The organism is Veillonella sp. CAG:933 (assembly GCF_000431435.1).
Lineage (GTDB): Bacteria > Bacillota > Negativicutes > Veillonellales > Veillonellaceae > Veillonella_A.
Genome location: NZ_HF986261.1, coordinates 1 through 20119 on the forward strand (window position 1 = coordinate 1; position 20119 = coordinate 20119).

The following is a 20119-nucleotide window of genomic DNA, read 5'->3' on the forward strand; positions in this document are numbered from 1 at the left end:
CCACACACACTTTTTGTCCTATAAGCCAAAAATTATACTCAATCAAGAACAAAAAGACCGCTCGGCCATTGCCTGAGCGGTCTTATTTTGATTAATAATGTTAAGTGGTGGAGACGAGGGGAATCGAACCCCTGTCCAAAAGTGTTGCCCCACAGACTTCTCCGAGTGCAGACGCTGTTTTAGATCTTAGCTAACTTTCGTACAACGACAAACTATATTAACCCAGCTCTGTTGTTTAACCTACTATACTAGAGCAAATATATTAGGCGAGCCCGTAGTTTGACGCCTTATCCCCGATCACGGGCAGATCAGAGTAAGACGTAGCTTATGCAGCTAATGCAAAGTTTTCTTTTGCGTTTAATTTAAAAGTTCCACCGTTTAACGGCCAAATGGAAACGCCGACTCGCTATCTGTGATACACGCACCCCTGTCGAAACCATTACGTCCCCATGTGTGCATGATTAATTATAAACAACTGTGACAGTACTGTCAAACAAAATGACGAATTTTGAACTAACGGTTTATAGGTAAAAAATCGCCAAATATAGAGCATAACGAAAACAAGTTAGTGATTCAACAAATCAGGCATTAATTTAGACGCCTCAGGTGCATTCAAAGGAACACACCTGCAGACGTCTTTTATTTTAGCTTAATAATCGCGGCTCTGTTCTTTCATGCGGCGACGAATGTCACGCTGCGCATCGCGCTCAGCCATATCCTGGCGCTTATCATAATTTTTCTTACCTGTAACGAGGCCTACAGTTACCTTAATTAAGCCATGAGCGAAGTGAAAATTAAGTGGCACCAAAGAAAAGCCTTTTTCCTTCACCTGTCCCAACAATTTGTGAATTTCACTGCGATGCATCAATAATTTACGCGTACGCATCGGTTCATGGTTAAACTGATTACCCTGTTCATATGGGCTGATATGAGCCTGATAGAGGAATATTTCACCATTTTGAATGGCACAATAACTGTCTTTCAGATTAAGTCGGCCCTGGCGAATCGACTTAACTTCAGTACCGGTTAAAGCAATCCCCGCTTCATAAGTCTCATGAATGTGATAATCATGTCTGGCCTTACGATTGTCGGCGATTAAACTGGTACTGTCTTTCTTAGCTTTACTCACAAACTACCTCCTAAACTTCGGTACTGCTATTTTTTCTTACCTGATTTCTTTTTGCGGCTTACTTTTTTACTTTGTTTTTTGCTTTTAGATTTTTTGGCAAATCTGGCAAAAGCAGCCGGCGTATTATCTTCGTAATCACTTTGCCAGTTATATTTACTGTTTGTGCTCTTACGTTTACTATTCTTGCTGTCTTTTTCGCTTGCTTCACGTTTACCGGACTTTTCAGACTTAGAACTTTTACCGCTCTTACCTGCTTTACCGTTTTTACCGGTTTTACCGGACTTGCCGGAGCGCATACCGCGACTGCCTAAACCGGTTCGACGATGTTCACCGGCTAGCGATTTTTCAATCAGAGTCTGCGCATCCACTTCCCCAAGCAAGAAATCTATTTGTTTCTTATCTTTATCCGCTTTGATAAGTGTTACTTTTACTTCCTGCCCCAAATGATAGGTTCTGCCCGTACGGCGCCCAACCAGCAAGAAATGTTCTTCGTCAAAGAAATAATAATCATCATCCATGGTAGCAATATGAACTAAGCCGTCAATACCATTTTCAAGCTCTACAAACATCCCAAATGATGTGATGGAGCTGATTTTACCGTCAAAGACTTCGCCGATAAACGGTTCCATGTATTGAACTTTTTTAAGATCATTTGTATCGCGTTCCGCAGCTACGGCAATTTGTTCCTGAATCGAACAATGGTCGGCCGCTTTCGCCAAATAATCCTCCATATCATCGTATTTATTATAGCCATCGCCCCAGTGTAACCGTTTTTTGAGCAAACGATGAACAATTAAGTCCGGATAACGACGGATTGGCGATGTAAAGTGGGTATAACAAGCGGACGCCAAACCAAAGTGTCCCACATTGACTGCCGAATAACGCGCCTGCTGCATGGAGCGCAAGGTCATAATCTGCGCAATCGGTTCAATGTCAGTGCCGGCTATACTGTCTAAGAACTTCTGAATATCTCTTGGTTCAACATGGCTGTCGGCCAAATGGAACGGTTTGCCTAAATAGGTAACAACCGTCTGTAAAGCTTGTAACTTTTCTTCACTTGGCTGCTCATGAATACGATAAATCCCCGGTTTATGAGTGTCACGTAAATAGCAAGCTACCGTTTCATTGGCAATCAGCATACAAGCTTCAATGATTTTTTCAGCAATAGTACGGTCTTTACGTACAATCTTGAGTGGTGTACCATCTTCGGCCAACAGAATCTTGTATTCAGGGAATTCAAAGGAAATGGCACCGGATTTTTCACGCATGGCAATTAAAATCTTGGCCACTTCGTGAAGTTCATGCACCATTGGCATCAATGGCAACAAATCGTCGGGAATGATGCTTTGAGTCAATGCTTTATATATTTCGGGATAGCTGCAACGACGATCCACGCGAATGACGGACGGACTGATTTGGAAGTCCACCACACGGCCTGCATGGTTGATTTCCATAATGCAGCTCATGGCATAGCGATCTTCTTTGGCATTCAAACTACAAATACCGTTGGACAATTTAGTCGGTAACATCGGTACAACACGGTCAACCAAATACACACTGGTACCACGTTTATAGGCTTCTTTGTCGAGCTGTGTATTGCCCCGTACGTAATGACTTACATCGGCAATGTGAACACCTAATTTATAATGACCGTTGGCCAGCTGTTTACAACTTACCGCATCGTCCAAATCTTTAGCATCTTCGCCGTCGATAGTAATCATCGGCACCTCGCGTAAGTCAAGACGTTTACCGCCCAGGGCTACATCAAAGGATACGCGATCCGCTTCTTTTAAAACCGCCTCAGGAAATGAAAACGGAATTTTATGCTGCGCCATTACGCAGTTAATATCCACACCTACGTCGCCCTTATAACCTAAAATGGACGTAATTTTACCTTCCGGCTGGCGTCCTTTAGCATCAGGCCAACGAGTAATTTCCACCAATACTTTAGCCCCGCTGCGCGCTTCCATAGTATCAGGCAAAGCTACATAGATATCATCAACTAAGCGTTCATCATCAGGCGTTACAAAGCCAAACATCTGTTGGCGATCATAAGTCCCTACAATGGATGTATTCACATGTTGAATCACTTTTTCCACACGGCCTTCATGGCGCTGTTCGCCGATACGACCGAAGCGGAAAAAATGTACCAAAACTTTATCATTATGCATGGCACCGTTACGATCGCCGGCACCGATATTTACTTCATGTTGCCCCGTCTCGTCAATAACAAGCCCGCGGCCGTTACGAAGGCTCTTATAAATACCTTCAAACTCTCTTACTTCCTCAATTTTTAATGCTGTTTTTTCAGCCTTGTCGATGAATTTGTAATAGTCGCCGGGCCGTGCTTCTAATAAGCCCGCTTCGGTAAGCGCTTCCACATCTCCCATAAAGGCTTCCAACTCTTCAGACCCTTTTATGCCCAAAATATATGCTGCATCTTCGATATGATACGCTTCCGGACTAATGGCCTTAAAAAACGCTAAAATCTTATCTTTCATCTCTTCCATAGCTTTATACCCCTACCAAAAAAGCCTGCACAAGGCAGGCTCGCTATTAATATTGATTCAAGTAAATCCCTAAGAATAAGCTCAAGATGGCAAAAATAATCCCCAACACGATAGTACATTTCGACAATAAACCGTCGATACCACGTGCTTTACCGCCAAATACGGAGTCAGCCGCACCACTTACGGCGCCGCCCATACCGGCACTTTTACTGGATTGTAATACAACCACCATAATCAATAAAATAGCAACTACCACTTCTGCAAACATCAAGAAATTTCTCACAATTGTCATCCTTCCTAAGGCTCATTCTTTTTCGCCAATTCACTGCGATGTTCCAAATACTTTTCTAATTTACGCTTTACGCGTTGCAATGCATTATCAATGGATTTGACACTGCGGTGATATTCAGCGGCAATTTCATTATACGACTTGCCGTCTAAGTACCCCATCAGCACTTTGCCTTCCAAATCACTTAATATAGATCCCATTTTTGCTTCAATATCGGAAAATTCTTCCCGATTAATGAATAATTCTTCAGGATCCGTACCCTGGCCTTCCACTAATACGTCCATCAAGGTTCGTTCCGTCTCATCCGCATAAATCGGCTTATTCAGCGAAATATAGGAATTGAGCGGAATATGTTTTTGCCGCGTCGCGGTTTTAATAGCCGTAATAATTTGCCGTGTTACACATAACTCGGCAAAGGCCTTAAACGACGCCAGTCGGTCCCCTTTAAAATCGCGCGTAGCTTTATAGAGGCCAATCATGCCCTCTTGGATAATGTCCTCTTTATCAGCACCGATTAAAAAATAAGACCGTGCCTTGGCACGCACAAAATTTTTATATTTATCCACAAGATAGTCCACCGCTAAGTGGTCATCTTGTTCTTGCGCTAATTTACAAATTTGTTCATCTGTTAAATCTACATAACGACGGTACTCATCATTTACGCGTGGATTAACGCACATGCCGACCTCCCACTCTGCCGGATTCGCAGAACCTTACTAATGTATCTCTCATTATACTTGATAGCCCTCGGTTCTGCAAGGTCATTTCTTCCCTCGACGCAAGGTTTCCCACTGCTTAGCTACTTCACCATCAATTTGATGTCCCAGTTCATTACGCTGTAATTGCAAACTATCTCGGTTGTGAAGCCCTTTGTAATAACGCTGTTCGTCAATTTTAGCCCGTTCAACCTGGGCTTTTAACTCACGCGCGGAGATACGCAAAGCACCAAAACCGAGTACTTGGCTCTGTTCCGCATAATCAGAGGTGCATACATATACATTGGCATAGGTGTTTTTAAAAGTGAAAACGGTCCGTTCAATATAAGAGTCCGCTGTTTCCCCATCAGCCGTATACACTTCCAAAAAATCATCGGTAATAAACTCTTCGGCACTGCCGGGATGGGCATATTTACCGTCAAATACCAGTATAACACGGTAACCCTTATGTTTACCGTAATTTTGAAGCATATGCTTAATTCGCGACCGGGCATGTTCCAAGGAACTTTTACTGATTTTCTTCAGTTCCGGCCACGCAAATATAACATTATACCCGTCAACAATTAAAATATCTTCTCTCATGTCGGAGCCTCACTCCTTTTATTGACGCTGCCGAACCGCTTCATACATCAAAATAGCCGCCGCTACCGATGCATTTAATGAGTTAATACGACCGTACATAGGAATCGTTACGAGAAAATCACAGCGCTCTTTAGTAAGGCGACTAAGCCCTTTCCCTTCATTGCCGATAACGAGCACTAAAGGACTCGTCAAATCGGCCTGATACAAGGTTTGCTGACCTTCCATGTGAGCACCGAGAACCCAAAAGCCTTGCTTTTTAAGTTCTTCAATTGTCTGTGCCACATTGCCAACCTGCACTAACGGAATAGATTCTAAAGCACCGGCCGACGTTTTGGCAACGGTAGCATTAATCGGAGCTGTATGGCGCTTCGGAATTAAAACGGCCGTAGCACCGCAACATTCGGCAGTTCGAATGATTGCCCCCATATTATGAGGATCTTCAATGCCATCCAACAAGATTAAAAGTGGCGCTTTATCAGAAGACCAATTTTGAAGCACTTCACCTAAATCGGCAAATTTAACCGGTGCCGCCAAAGCCACGACCCCTTGATGAACCACACCGTCAGCGTATTTACTAAGCTGTTTGTCATCCACCCGGCGCAGCTCAATTCCTTTATCCTTAGCCAACCCTATGATTTCCTGTAAGGAGCCCTGCACCTTATCATTCGTAATAAACAAACGCTGAATGGTTCGTCCCGATCGCAAAGCTTCACGTACCGCATTGCGTCCTACAATATAATCACTCATGATATGTCTCCTTTACTCTATCATAACGCATCTAACTCATACTGTCCAAAGTATACCAAAATGCAGCTTTCATCAAAGTCTGTAGTCGCTCGTTCTGACCCGAACGATATAAATAGCCAAGTACTGCTTCAAAGGCTGTACTGGCACGATATTCTTGTACGGTGGCACTTTTCGGTACATGTACATTACTATTACGAGCTCGTTTAGCCACCTGTTTTTCCATATCCGTTAAATAGTCTGACTCTTCCCACGCATGGAGAACCTTTGACTGTGCCTTAGCACAAATGCACTCCGTAACCAGGTTATGTAATACCTGAACCTTAGAAATGCCCGCTTCCGTCATGCGCTCGCGGATATAGAGCGAATACACGGCATCGCCTATATAGGCAAGCATGAGGGAATCCTCAGCTTCAGCCGGTACAATTCCCTCATGCGTAGTTGTTGCTTTTAATTTTTCAATAGCCGTGGCTCGTAAAAATTGATAGCGCTTAAAGTTCACGTTTCTTCCACCGTGCCCCTTGCGGCGAATCTTCAATTACGATACCGATATTGCCCAATTCATCACGAATGGCATCGGCTAAGTCCCAAAGTTTCTGTTCACGGGCATTTTGACGAACATTCAAGATTACTTGCATTAACTGTTCGTATTCTTCAGCGCCGGCACCGCCTTGTGGACCTTCCCAAGCCTGTTCCAAAATACCGATGATATCAGTCATCATCTTGAAGATGTCACGTACTTCTGCTAATGTTTCATGGCAAACTTTACCGTTGCAGTTTTGTACTGCTTGGTAGTAAATGTTGATTTCTTTAGCCAAGCCGAACATTGGCGCTCCGGCAAGTGCCGTATTGAAGTCATCGGACATAGCTTCTTCAAATTCTTCCGCATATTTGCGAGCATTATCGAGTAATGCTTTTGCTTCGTCATCACATTCGCCTTCTTCTTGGTTTTCCAAGTATAAAAGGTTCTGAATAGCCGTTGTCATGCGTTCTAAGGATTTATTGGCTTCTTCCAAGCGTTCATCGCTGAAATCAAGCGGGCTGCGATAATGAGTGCTCATCAAGAAATAGCGAAGTGCATCAGGACTGTATTCTTTCAAAATATCTTTTACCAAGAAGAAGTTGTTCAAAGATTTACTCATCTTTTCTTGGTTAATGGTAATGAAACCATTATGCAACCAGTAACGTACAGACGGATGGTGACCGGTGCAGCCTTCAGACTGAGCAATTTCGTTTTCATGATGAGGGAAAATCAAATCGCTGCCGCCGCCATGGAAGTCAAATTCTTCACCCAAGTATTTGTTGCTCATGGTAGAGCATTCAATATGCCATCCCGGACGACCGTTACCCCATGGGCTTTCCCAATAAGGTTCACCCGGTTTTGCGCTCTTCCAAAGGGCAAAGTCCATCGGATTCTGTTTGCGGTCATCTACGTCTACACGAGCGCCCGCTTCCATATCATCCAAAGTACGGCCCGATAATTTGCCGTAATCTTCGAATTTTTCAACACTGTAGTATACGTCGCCGTCCAATTCGTAAGCAAAACCTTTTTTAATCAACGTAGCAATCATTTCAATGATTTCGTCAATGTGTTCGGATACACGCGGATATACATCAGCATGCTTAACGTGAAGGGCATCCATAACTTCAAAATAGGAATCGATATAGCGATTGGCAATCGTATCCCAGGACACACCTTCCCCATTAGATGTGTTAATAATTTTATCGTCCACGTCTGTAAAGTTCTGTACATACGTCACTTTATAGCCTACATGTGTCAAATAGCGACGAATTACATCCCAGGTAACAAAAGGACGAGCATTACCGATATGAGGGTGGTTGTACGGCGTTACGCCACATACGTAAATCTTAGCTTCTCCCTCCTTTACCGGCTTAAATACTTCTTTTTCTCTTGTCATCGTATTGTATACTTTAATTTCTCTCATCGCTACCGATGCCTCTCTTCCGTTAAAATATAAAAAGCCACCATCTCATTACAGAGACGGTGGCCCGCGGTTCCACTCTGTTAAGTACTGATAGCACTCTCTCCAACGCATAACGGGCGTATCCGAACAAACTTACTCTATTCAGCCTGTTAACTCCCGAATGCATTTCCCTTGGCTATACTTAAACCCTTCCACCAGTTAGTTCTCGCTGTAAAGTTAGTCACAAAGTACTTCTTTCGTTCATCGTCTTTAATAACAATTTTATTCGATATATAGAGAATAATATCATAAAACCCTTATAAAGTCAATGTATTACGACTAATTCTATACAAATTATACGGCTAAAATTTAATCGTGTGCAAGTGGTTCCGTTATATTTAATTTTCTAATTATTTCGCCTGTTATTTTGCTCTTATTTGGCTGCCGTGGCAATATTAACAATCGTCTTAACCGCTAACTCCATATGTTCAACACAAGCGTATTCGTGAGGACCGTGAAGGTTTTCCACGCCGGTAAACAAATTAGGTGTCGGAATACCCATAAAGGAAATTTTAGATCCGTCAGTGCCGCCGCGAATCGGCTGAATAAGCGGTTTAACACCGGCTTTTTCCATAGCTGCTTTCGCAATATCTACACATTCCATATGATCTTTAATGATATCGTACATATTGTAATATTGATCTTTAAGTGTCAAGGTGACTACTTCACGACCGTAACGTTCGTTCAATACTTTGGCAGCCAGCACGAATAATTGTTTTTTGGCTTCAAAGAAGGAACGGTCGTGGTCACGAATGATGTATTTCATGGTGCCTGATTCTACACCCGTTTCATTGCTTGCAAGCATGATAAAGCCTTCATGGTCTTCCGTTAATTCAGGAACAGCGGCTTGTGGCAATAAACGATCAAATTCCATGGCCAATTTATTGCAGTTAATCATGGTATTCTTTGCAGAGCCCGGATGCACAGATATACCGTGTAATTCAACGGTAGCAGAAGCGGCATTGAATGTTTCGTATTCCAATTCACCAAGGCGGGTACCGTCAATGGTGTACGCAAAATCTACCGGAAAATCTTTTACGTCAAATAAATCTGCACCGCGCCCAATTTCTTCGTCAGGTCCGAAAGCACACATAATAAGACCATGCTTGATGTCCGGATTTTCTTTCAAATAACGTAACGCTTCCATGATTTCCACGATGCCCGCTTTGTCATCGCCGCCAAGCAAGGTGGTGCCGTCAGTAACAATTAAAGTTTTGCCTTTATAATTGGCTAAATTAGGAAAATCGGCAACACGGCTGTAGATACCTTTTGCTTCATTGAGCAATATATCCTGCCCGTCATAGTCTTTGATAATACGCGGGGTAATGTTTTCCGCATTATAATCAGCTGTATCCATGTGAGCAATAAAGCCGATGGCCGGTACCTGGTCGTCGGTATTAGCCGGTAAAGCACCAATAACAAACCCGTTCTTCTCGTTGATTTTCACATCACTTAAGCCCAGTTCTTCCAAATCCGCTTTCAATACTTTGGCAAACTCAACCTGAGTCTGAGTACTCGGTACTGAAGTAGCCGCTTCATCAGAGCGCGTGTTTGTTTTAGTGTACCGCAAAAAACGTTCAACCATAGATTCCATATTATAGCCTCCTTTAAAAAAGAAAGATTATAAAAAAGAGTACGGGAGGAAACCTCCCGTACTCAAAAATTGACCGTCAATAAAGGATGTAACCTACTAAATATAATCAATTATAACTGACTGATAGCCGCATCAAGGCGTGCCAACGTCTTTTCTTTACCAAACAAGGTGATAATGTAATTCAAATCAGGGCCGTGCATTTGACCTGTCGTAGCGATACGAATCGGCATAAATACGAATTTCCCTTTCAATTTGGTTTCTTTCATAATACCTTTGATGGTAGCTTTTACTACATCCGGCGTAATTTCGTCCAAATCCGCTACGGCTGCACGGAATGCATTGAGCACGGTCGGACAAGATTCTTCAGCCAATACCGCTTTAATTTCTTCAGCGTGTTCGGCATCCGGAGCCTCCATATCTTCAAAGATTAGTTTTGCTTCTTCTTTAATCTGAGCACCGAAGCTGATGTGGTCTTTTAAGCATACGCAAAGCATGATGAGTTTAGCTTTTTCCGCTTCATCAGGGTTTTCAGAAGCATAACCGGCTTCCTGCAAATGAGGCAAGCATAATTCGTATAATTCTTCATCGGATAAATTCTTCATGTAGTTGAAGTTAATCCAATTTAATTTATCGATATCAAACACGGCCGGATTCTTAGCTACACGGTCCATGGAGAAGTTTTGAATCAACTCTTCCTGTGTAAATAATTCCTGTTCACCGTCCGGTGCCCAACCGAGCAATGCCAAGAAGTTATCGATGGCTTCCGGCAAGTAACCGAGCTGACGATACTGATCAACGGAAGTAGCACCGTGACGTTTACTCATCTTCTTGTAATCTTTACCAAGGATTAAGGAAATGTGACCGAAAGTCGGCACTTCCCAGCCCAAAGCATTATAAATTGCAATCTGACGCGGCGTATTGGAAAGATGTTCTTCCGCACGAATTACGTGAGTTACTTCCATGGTATGATCGTCAATAACTACAGCGTAGTTATAAACGGGAATCCCGTCGGATTTTACAATAACGAAATCACCAACGCCATTGGATTCAAAGGACACATGACCACGCACCATGTCATCAAAGGCAATGGTCTGATTCAAAGGCACACGCAAACGAACCGTGTGTTTACGGCCTTCTTTTTCATATTCAGCGATTTGTTCTTCTGTTAAATGGCTGCAATGACCGTTGTATTTAGGTGTTTCACCGCGTTCTAATTGTTCCTGACGTACCGCTTCCAATTCTTCTTCGGTGCAGTAACAACGATAAGCTTTATCTTCATCCAATAAACGCTGCGTTACTTCATTATAAATATCGAGACGTTCAGTCTGACGATACGGACCGTGTTCACCGCCTACGTCAATACCTTCATCCCAATCCATGCCGAGCCATTTAAGAGCGGCTTTAATATTCTCTTCGCTTTCACGCGTAGAACGCGCCAAATCTGTATCTTCAATACGCAGAAGGAATGTACCTCCTTCTTTACGTGCCAATAGCCAGTTGAAAAGGGCTGAACGGGCACCACCGATATGGAAAGGTCCTGTCGGACTTGGTGCAAATCGTACCTTCATCTTTGCCATGTTTATATCCGCTCCTTTACTTAATACATTTTATTTATAGGGTGACAGGTTGCTAATGATTAGGCTTTATAAAGCGTTACTACCGCCTGAGCAGCCAAACCTTCCTTGCGACCAAACGCCCCCATCTTCTCATGAGTCGTTGCTTTTACACTGATAAAATCTTCACCAATCCCTAAGGCACCGGCCAGATTTTCCTTCATAGCCCCGATATGCGGCTTTAATTTAGGCGCTTCCGCAATGACCATAACATCTACATTATACGCCTTAAATCCTTTTTCGTGTAGTAGTTTCACAACACGGCGCAATAATTCCATACTTGAAATACCTTTGAACGCATCATCTTCCGGCGGAAACCAATACCCGATATCGGGTAAACCGGCCGCTCCCAATAAAGCATCCATCAAAGCATGAATCAATACATCCGCATCACTGTGGCCATCAGGGCCGAATTCACTCTCGATTTGTACACCGCCCAAAATACAAGGTCTGCCTGTTTTAAAACGATGTACATCATAACCGAAGCCTACTCGCATCATAGGTTCTGTCACTCCTAAATATTGCTTAGCTCTTATAATATCCTCGGGGGTTGTGAGTTTACAATTGGTATAATCACTCAGTACGATATGAACCGGTTTACCTTGATGCTCTACCAAAGATACATCATCAGTCCCCAAGAAGTCAGTCTCAGCCGCGTAGGCCTGTGCGTCCATGAGCCATTGACGCTGAAAACCTTGTGGTGTTTGAACCGCATATAACTCACTGCGTTTGAGCGTCTGTGTAACCAATAAATCGTCCGACACGCGTTTAATCGTATCGATGACCGGTACAGCGGCTACCGCTGCGCCATACTCATCAGCAGCTTTAGCCACAGCCGTGAATAATTCCGGTTTTGCCATGGGACGTGCCCCATCATGGACCAAAATAATATCCGCTGACTCACTGACAGCCAATGTGCCGGCTCGCACCGAATCTTGACGCTCTTTGCCACCCGCTACAATACGCGGCTCCCAAGGCAATTGGCCCATAGCCGCCACTTCTTTGGCAATAACAGGCTCTTCACCGGCAGCAGCTACAATTATCACTTCCGAAATATCAGCCACTTCCGTCATATGATGCAAATTCCATTGCAACACGGAATAATTTCCAAGCTGCAAAAATATTTTGTTAGCCTCGCATTTCATCCGTTTACCGGCGCCGGCGGCTAATAAAATACAGCTGATCATTCTTTAGTTCCTTTCGCCCGCGCAAAAATCATACGACCTGCACTGGTCTGTAATACTGACGTAACCATAACATCAATAGCCGTATCCACATATTGGGCCCCGTTTTCAATAACAATCATCGTACCGTCATCTAAATAAGCGACACCTTGATTATCTTCCTTGCCCTCTTTAATAACCTGGACACGAATCCATTCGCCCGGAATCATGGCCGGTTTCAATGCATTGGCCAAATCATTTAAGTTAAGTACTTCGATGCCTTGCAAGCTGGCTACTTTATTCAAGTTAAAATCATTCGTTACAATTTTCCACTTTTTGTCCAAAGCAAGACGCATCAATTTGGAGTCTACTTCTGTAATATCCTCAAAATCATCGACAATTACTTTGATGGCGATTATCTCTTTTTGTTGCATGCTTTGCAAAATATCGAGCCCGCGACGACCGCGATTACGCTTCAACACATCGGCTGAGTCGGAAATATGTTGCAATTCTTCAAGCACGAATAAAGGCACTACTAAAGGCCCTTCCAAAAAGCCCGTTTCACACAATTCGGCAATACGACCGTCAATAATAACCGACGTATCCAATAACTTTGCTACCGATACCGATTCAAATTCAGAGATAACCGGTATTGCCGCCTGTTCGCTGTCTTTAGGTACAACGTCTTTTTTCTTATCTTTTGCCACTGTGCGGCTCTGCAACCAGTTGGCATAGAGCTCCGGTCCTTTGCGCGATGCCAAACGCATCCCGATATAACCGAAGATAGCACTTAAAATAATAGGAATATACGAACCGATAATCGGAACGCGATAAAATGCCAAGCCAATAAGATTTGCTATTATAAGTCCAAAAAGTAATCCGGCTGTGCCGGCCATTAATTCCTGATTAGGTACACGGGATAAGAGACTTTCAATTCTTCTGGCCAATTTTAACCCCTGATTAATAATCGGCAAAGCGATAACAAAGCCGATTAGAGCACCAATTAAGCCGCCCAAAGCTAAGGCTAAAATTTTAATTATGGAAATACCGAAGAAGCCCATTGTCCAGAACTTCACATCAATAATCGGTTCCCATACGGGCATGAAATTGTCCGTCAACATATAACCCATAATCCCAACCAATAAGGCTATGACATAACGTAAAATCTTATATACCATTCATTTCACCTCCTTTCACTGTGTACACCTATATTGTACATTAAAATTATAAATAAATCATTAAATCATTATTAAAAAAGCTGTCAAAATACGAGTTGCATCGCTTCTTGTACCGTGGTAACGCCGTGAATCGTAATATCCTTGCGGTTCGTCTTCACCTGTTTCGCATTCCCCGCCGGCACTACAAAACGAGTAAAACCCATTTTGGCGGCTTCCGCAATACGCTGTTCAATACGTGGTATACTGCGGATGTTACCGGTCAAGCCTACTTCACCGAGAATCACCATATCGGCCGGTACCGGACGATTTTTTAAATTCGACACGATAGCCACGGCCACCGATAAATCACAAGCCGGTTCATTCACCTTTAAGCCGCCGATAACATTAACGTACACGTCTTTATTTCCCAGTGTCAGATTACAACGTTTTTCAAGAACGGCTAAGAGAATAATAAGACGATTTAAATCATAACCAATGGACGTACGGCGCGGCATACCGAAAGCGGTCGTTGCCACGAGGCTTTGCACTTCAACGAGAATCGGTCGAATCCCTTCCAAATAGGCCATAACAGCGGAACCTGTTTCTTCTTCCGTCCGTTCCGCCAATAAGGTCGCCGATGGATTAATAAGCTCCGCAAGGCCCTCCTCTTCCATGACAAAAAGACCCGATTCCGAGGTAGACCCGAAACGGTTTTTAATGCCGCGCAAAATACGGAACTGATAAGACCGTTCCCCTTCAAAATAGAGCACTACATCCACCATGTGCTCCAACATACGCGGCCCGGCAATATTACCTTCTTTAGTCACATGACCGATGATAATAACCGGCACGCCCTGCTCTTTGGCAAAGCGGAGTAAACGAGCCGTACATTCGCGCACCTGCCCCACACTGCCCGGCGTCGAATCGAGAGCGTCTGTAAACATAGTCTGAATCGAGTCAATGACAAGAAGGGACGGCTTATGTTGACTTGCTTCTTGCAAAATAGAGTCCAAATTAGTATCCGCCATAACCGCTAAGTTTTGCCCTTGAATGCCCAAGCGTTCAGCCCTAAGCTTTAACTGCATCTGCGATTCTTCGCCCGACGCATAGAGCACCTTACCATGAGTATCGGCGATTTTACCCGATACTTGTAAAAGAATCGTCGATTTACCGATGCCCGGATCGCCGCCTAATAAAATGAGCGCTCCCGGCACGATACCGCCGCCCAATACGCGATCAATCTCACCGTAACCGGTGGATATACGCGGTGAATCTTCCGTTTTTATATCCGCAAGCGCCACCGGCTTAGTAGCCGCCTTGTCTACCGGCGCATAAGAGGCGGTTCCCTTTTGCTTCGTTTCACGGACTACTTCTTCTACCAATGTATTCCATTGACCGCACTGCGGACATTTACCGAGCCAACGGGCCGATTCCGCACCGCAATTATTACAAAAATATGCTGTCTTAACCTTTGCCATAGATTCCCTTTCTTTATATACTCGTAAATCAACTTCAAATTGAGAACCTTTTTTTCATAATTATTTATAAAAAAAATCACGAACACCATTTAAATAGTATTCGTGATTTTTAGTGCAATATCCTTCAAACAGAGGAGTAATTTTTCATGAATAAATTGGTAAATCGGCGTTATAATCAACCAAATCTGTAACTGTTAATCAAATCCTGTTAATTATACTACCATTGTGATGTCGCCGTCCACCACATTTGCTTTAATAACCGAACCTTCAGGGGCATCACCTTTTAAGATTAAGTCGGAAATAGGGTCTTCAACCAAACGCTGAATAGCACGTTTCAATGGACGCGCACCATACGCAAAGTCGGAACCTTCTTTAACCAAAACGTCAAGAGCTTCAGGGGATACTTCCAAAGTAAGATTACGTTCAGCCAAACGTTTTGTTACATCTTTAAGCAAGATGTTAACAATTTTACCTAAATCTTCACCGGTCAATGGATGGAATACAACCATTTCATCGATACGGTTCAAGAATTCAGGGCGGAAATGACGTTTAACGGCATCCAACGTGTTTTTCTTGGCTTCCGCAAAGGAGCTTTCGGCGTTCTTCTTAGCATCTTCTTTATTCTTGGCAGCTAAGAAGCCCATAGCGGCGCTATCTTCTTTTAAGAAGTTGGAGCCTAAGTTACTCGTCATGATAATAACCGTATTACGGAAATCAACCGTACGACCTTGGTTATCAGTCAAACGACCGTCGTCTAATACCTGCAATAAGATGTTGAAGAAGTCCGGATGAGCTTTTTCAACTTCGTCAAACAAGATGACACTGTAAGGTTTACGACGTACGGCATCGGTCAACTGACCACCTTCATCATAGCCCACATAGCCCGGAGGCGCCCCGACTAAACGAGATACGGTGTGTTTTTCCATATATTCGGACATATCCAGACGAATCATGGCATTTTCATCACCGAAGAGGTTAGCTGCCAAGGCACGAGCCAATTCTGTTTTGCCGACACCGGTAGGGCCTAAGAATAAGAACGAACCGATAGGACGTTTCGGATCTTTAAGGCCCGCACGAGCACGACGTACGGCTTTAGAAACAGCTACTACAGCTTCATCCTGACCGACAACTCGTTCATGAAGTTCGTCTTCCAAACGAAGCAGACGCTGCGATTCTTCTTCAGCAATTTTCGCAACCGGTACCCCACTCCATTGAGAAACAACGGCAGCGATATCATCTTCGGTAACAACAAGTTTTTCTTCGTCTTCTTTGCTGCGAGCTTGTTGTTTAGCTTCGATTTCATCAACCAATTTCTTTTCTTCATCACGAAGTTTGGCTGCTTCTTCGTAGTTTTGTCCGGTTACGGCTGCTTCTTTTTCTTTACGAACATCGGCCAGACGAGTTTCCAAATCTTTCACATCAGGTGGCGCTGTAAATACTTTCATACGTACTTTAGAGGCTGCTTCATCCATTACGTCGATAGCTTTATCCGGCAAGAAACGGTCGGAAATGTAACGACTGGATAATTCAACGGCAGCTTTTAAAGCTTCGTCGGTAATCTTAGCTTTGTGGAACGCTTCGTAGCGGTCACGCAAGCCTTTCAAAATTTCAAGAGCTTCTTCTTCACTTGGTTCACCGACCAATACAGGTTGGAAACGACGTTCCAAAGCGGCATCTTTTTCGATGTGTTTCTTATATTCATCGAGGGTCGTAGCACCGATTACTTGGAACGTACCACGAGCCAAGGCCGGTTTCAAAATGTTAGCTGCATCCATGGAGCCTTCGGAAGCACCGGCACCAATCAAAGTATGAAGTTCATCGATGAAAATAATCATATCATCGTGTTTCTGTACTTCGTCGATAGCTTTTTTCAAACGTTCTTCGAATTCACCACGGTATTTAGCACCGGCAACCATAGCTGTTAAACTTAAGGAAATAATACGTTTATTACGTAAAATTTCAGGTACGTTCTGCGTTACAATACGCTGTGCCAAGCCTTCGGCAATGGCTGTTTTACCGACACCAGGTTCACCGATAAGTACCGGGTTATTCTTTGTGCGACGGCTTAAAATCTGAATTACACGGTTAATTTCATTATCACGGCCGATAACCGGGTCAATCTTGCCTTGTTTTGCCAATTCATTCAAATCGGTGGCAAAATCTTTTAAATCACCCAAATTACTGTTGCCGCCGGCACCATTCGCACCGTTGCCGGATCCGCCTTCAGCACCGTTTTGTTCGGAGCCGTAAATACTGTTAATAGCTTTGACAACGTCATTAGCACGAATGCCCATACCATAGAGGACATTGACAGCTACCCCGCCGCCATCTTGCAAAATACCGAGCAATAAGTGTTCGGCACCAACATAGTTATGCTGCATTTGGTTGGCAATTTCCACGGCCAATTGCAATACACGTTTGGTACGCGGCGTAATATACAATTCATTACCATGGCTGTTACCGCGGCCTACCGCATCCAACACAGCTTTTTCCGTAGCTTTATCTTCCAAGCCCAAAGAATGGAGCGCTTTAGATGCTACGCTGTCATCTTCTTCCAATAAGCCAAGGAGCAAATGTTCCGTACCCACATAGTCGTGGCCGAACTCCTTAGCTTTCTCCTGCGCAATGCCTAAAGCACGTTGCGCACCGTCTGTAAAACGTTCAAACATATAATCACCTCATATCTTAGCGGGCTAATCTGTCACGAACAACTTTAGCGCGATAACTGTCGCGTTCCGGAGCTGTCATCGATTCTTTCCCGGCATATTTACTTAAAAAGTTAGGTCTTGTAGTTACCACGAGCTCACTGAACACATCAGCGGAATGTTGTGGCAACACGCCCATATCCATACCTAATTGAACATCACTCAAAAGACTCAGCGCTTCTTCGCCGGATAAGCGCCGTGCGTATTGCAAAGTACCAAACGCACGCCATACACGGTCTTCAAACGCTTCAAAGTCGTTACTTTTAATGGCCTCACGAGCCTTCACTTCTTCTTGAACTAATTTTTCAATTACTTTCTGAATTTGTTGAATTGTGTCTTCTTCACTAATCCCCATCGTTACTTGGTTGGAAATCTGATAAATATTACCTAATGCCTGCGAACCTTCGCCATAGAGACCACGAACCGAATAGCCAAGCTGCGTAATATTACGAACCAAACGGTTAATCCGACCCGTCATGGCTAATGCAGGCAAGTGTAACATTACGGAAGCGCGAAGCCCCGTCCCCACATTAGTCGGACAAGCGGTTAAATAGCCGTACCGTTCGCTAAACGCATAGTCACATTTGCTTTCGATGGCATCATCGATAAGAAATGCATGTTCCAGCGCTTCTTTAAGCTTAAGGCCCGGTTCCATAGCCTGGATACGAATATGATCTTCTTCGTTGACCATGATGGCCACAGACGCGTCATTGGCAACAATTAAGCTGCGATACATCGCTTTTTGTCCCATTTGCGGACTCATCAAATGCTTTTCAACAAGAATTTCACGTTCCGTATCAGATAATTTATCTAAACTAATATTGGAATAATCGCGACCATCGGCGGCTTTTAAAGTGCCAAGCACACCGCGCATCATGGTGTCGACCTTTTTCAGCGACTCTTCGTTATTCCGATTAGTAAATTGCAATCCTTTGAAGTTACGAGCCAACCGAATGCGGCTGGACAATACGATATGCGAATCCATCTTGCCTAAAGGATCACTGCTTTTCAGCCAACCGCTAAGCGGTTCATCTAAAATTTTATCTAACATAATTGTCCCTCCTATTTGTCGGTGTTACCCAAGGATTGTTCCAGCGATTTAATTTCATCACGCAAGCGAACGGCTTCTTCAAACTGTTCCGCTTTAACCGCTTTATCAAGTTCCTGACGCAACCGTTTAATTTGATGTTTTGTTTTGAAAACGCCCGTACCGCGACTCGGTACACGGCCTTCATAATTTAACGAACCTTGTAAACGTCTTACCAAAGGTGCAATCTGTACTTCAAACGCTTCATAGCAATGATCGCATCCGAATTTACCGGTTTGATTAAAATCACTGAATGTCATACCGCATTGACTGCAACGCGTTTCCTGGCGAGGATTCAATAAGCTGTCAGGATATAATGAATTGGTAAAGAAGTCATTAGTAAAGAAATCATTGTCCCATAAGGATGGGCCGAAGTTCATAAAACCTTGACCGCCGAAATCTTCGCCCTGCTGTTTAGCACAGGCATTACATAAATGACGTTCACTTTTCTTACCGTTAACCACCCGAGTCATATGGACAGTGGCTTCATTTTTTTTACAATTATCACATAACATAACGCATCATACCTCCTTCACCATGGAGACTACTTGTTCAAACAAACGACGAACTTTTGCTTCCCGCGTTTTGCGATCCGGTTCTTCCATCAAGATGGCGAACGCTTCATGTAAAAGAGCTGCCTCTCGTTTACGTAAGAACTTCTGCTGCATCAATTCAAACAACGAATTATCTATCATACCCATGGTCAATGGTTTGTCAGTGGCTGTTTCTTCATTGGTATCTTGTTTAGGCGCTTCTAACAGTGCTTTCACCGGAATACGAGTGATACTGATAAAACCACCCAGACCACGTCTCGATTCTACGATAAATCCGCGGTCGTTGGAAAAACGGGTGCTTAAGACATAACTGATTTGCGACGGCGCACAATTGAGCTCATCAGCTAATTCGTTACGGCGTAACACAATACCGTCTTCTCTATTTGCCTGCTCTTCCAATAATTTAGCTAAAATAAACTTTTCAATTCGATCCGCTAAAATTCCCATACATCATCTCTCCAAACTTTATATCTATTAATACACTCTGCATCATATAATACCTTCATTCTGTTTATGATTCGGTCGACTTTCGGCTAACTTTTAGTTCAACTTATTTCGTCTCACCTTTTAACCTTTTTACCTTTTGTTCTTTTGACCTTGTCTATATAATAGTTGACTTTTTGACTTTTGTCAAGCTAAAAAGTCAAAAAAATATAAAAAATTTGACTTTTTATTTTAATCAGTATTTATAAGGCTTTTTAAGCCATCAGACTAAGCTGTATTTTTACCTTTTAGTGAAAAATTACAAAAGTCAAACAACGCTACTTGTTAAAAAGACAAAGAAAATCCGAATACAAAAAAGACGCTCCGAAG

General features: G+C 43.3%; 17 protein-coding genes, 1 other RNA gene and 1 other annotated feature. All 18 genes read right to left on the reverse strand.

Annotation, left to right across the window (positions count from 1 at the left end):
• Window positions 1-105: 105 nt before the first annotated feature.
• Window positions 106-449: a transfer-messenger RNA gene (ssrA, locus tag QZL64_RS13325) on the reverse strand.
• A gap of 200 nt (window positions 450-649) precedes the next feature.
• A complete protein-coding gene (smpB, locus tag QZL64_RS13330) occupies window positions 650-1129 on the reverse strand; it encodes an SsrA-binding protein SmpB (RefSeq protein ID WP_021842440.1) in 480 nt (159 codons plus the stop codon).
• A 26-nt stretch (window positions 1130-1155) separates the two neighbouring features.
• Window positions 1156-3630 (reverse strand): ribonuclease R, encoded by a 2475-nt coding sequence (rnr, locus tag QZL64_RS13335; RefSeq protein WP_308694432.1) that lies wholly within the window; start codon window positions 3628-3630, stop codon window positions 1156-1158.
• 55 nt (window positions 3631-3685) lie between these two features.
• Entirely contained in the window at window positions 3686-3922 is a 237-nt protein-coding gene (secG, locus tag QZL64_RS13340; protein WP_127058512.1) for a preprotein translocase subunit SecG, read from the reverse strand.
• A 14-nt stretch (window positions 3923-3936) separates the two neighbouring features.
• The gene (gene sigH / locus QZL64_RS13345) at window positions 3937-4608 is read right to left on the reverse strand and encodes an RNA polymerase sporulation sigma factor SigH (protein WP_021842443.1); all 672 of its coding nucleotides are present in this window, start codon (window positions 4606-4608) and stop codon (window positions 3937-3939) included.
• Between the two features lie 81 nt (window positions 4609-4689).
• Complete coding sequence (locus QZL64_RS13350) at window positions 4690-5226, reverse strand: NYN domain-containing protein (protein ID WP_021842444.1); 537 nt, start codon at window positions 5224-5226, stop codon at window positions 4690-4692.
• 18 nt (window positions 5227-5244) lie between these two features.
• Window positions 5245-5973 carry a 23S rRNA (guanosine(2251)-2'-O)-methyltransferase RlmB gene (gene rlmB, locus QZL64_RS13355; RefSeq protein ID WP_021842445.1) on the reverse strand — a complete coding sequence of 243 codons (729 nt, stop codon included), beginning with the start codon at window positions 5971-5973 and terminating at the stop codon, window positions 5245-5247.
• A gap of 31 nt (window positions 5974-6004) precedes the next feature.
• Window positions 6005-6472, reverse strand: coding sequence for a Mini-ribonuclease 3 (locus QZL64_RS13360; RefSeq protein ID WP_021842446.1), 468 nt, complete (start codon window positions 6470-6472; stop codon window positions 6005-6007).
• Window positions 6462-7916, reverse strand: coding sequence for a cysteine--tRNA ligase (cysS, locus tag QZL64_RS13365; RefSeq protein ID WP_021842447.1), 1455 nt, complete (start codon window positions 7914-7916; stop codon window positions 6462-6464). The genes QZL64_RS13360 and cysS overlap by 11 nt, the downstream gene beginning before the upstream one ends.
• Before the next feature lie 49 nt (window positions 7917-7965).
• Window positions 7966-8169, reverse strand: a binding site (T-box leader).
• 159 nt (window positions 8170-8328) lie between these two features.
• A complete protein-coding gene (gene pepT, locus QZL64_RS13370) occupies window positions 8329-9549 on the reverse strand; it encodes a peptidase T (RefSeq protein WP_021842448.1) in 1221 nt (406 codons plus the stop codon).
• A gap of 110 nt (window positions 9550-9659) precedes the next feature.
• Window positions 9660-11126 carry a glutamate--tRNA ligase gene (gene gltX / locus QZL64_RS13375; protein ID WP_021842449.1) on the reverse strand — a complete coding sequence of 489 codons (1467 nt, stop codon included), beginning with the start codon at window positions 11124-11126 and terminating at the stop codon, window positions 9660-9662.
• Window positions 11127-11185: 59 nt separating this feature from the next.
• Complete coding sequence (gene ispD, locus QZL64_RS13380) at window positions 11186-12349, reverse strand: 2-C-methyl-D-erythritol 4-phosphate cytidylyltransferase (RefSeq protein ID WP_021842450.1); 1164 nt, start codon at window positions 12347-12349, stop codon at window positions 11186-11188.
• The gene (locus QZL64_RS13385) at window positions 12346-13503 is read right to left on the reverse strand and encodes a PIN/TRAM domain-containing protein (protein WP_021842451.1); all 1158 of its coding nucleotides are present in this window, start codon (window positions 13501-13503) and stop codon (window positions 12346-12348) included. Before QZL64_RS13385 ends, ispD begins: the two co-directional genes overlap by 4 nt.
• Before the next feature lie 83 nt (window positions 13504-13586).
• On the reverse strand, window positions 13587-14960 hold the full coding sequence (gene radA / locus QZL64_RS13390) for a DNA repair protein RadA (protein WP_021842452.1): 1374 nt from the start codon (window positions 14958-14960) through the stop codon (window positions 13587-13589).
• Window positions 14961-15172: 212 nt separating this feature from the next.
• Window positions 15173-17629 carry an ATP-dependent Clp protease ATP-binding subunit gene (locus tag QZL64_RS13395; protein ID WP_021842453.1) on the reverse strand — a complete coding sequence of 819 codons (2457 nt, stop codon included), beginning with the start codon at window positions 17627-17629 and terminating at the stop codon, window positions 15173-15175.
• 16 nt (window positions 17630-17645) lie between these two features.
• Window positions 17646-18716, reverse strand: coding sequence for a protein arginine kinase (locus QZL64_RS13400; protein WP_021842454.1), 1071 nt, complete (start codon window positions 18714-18716; stop codon window positions 17646-17648).
• 11 nt (window positions 18717-18727) lie between these two features.
• Window positions 18728-19267, reverse strand: coding sequence for a UvrB/UvrC motif-containing protein (locus tag QZL64_RS13405; RefSeq protein WP_021842455.1), 540 nt, complete (start codon window positions 19265-19267; stop codon window positions 18728-18730).
• A 6-nt stretch (window positions 19268-19273) separates the two neighbouring features.
• Complete coding sequence (locus QZL64_RS13410) at window positions 19274-19753, reverse strand: CtsR family transcriptional regulator (protein WP_021842456.1); 480 nt, start codon at window positions 19751-19753, stop codon at window positions 19274-19276.
• Window positions 19754-20119 lie beyond the last annotated feature (366 nt).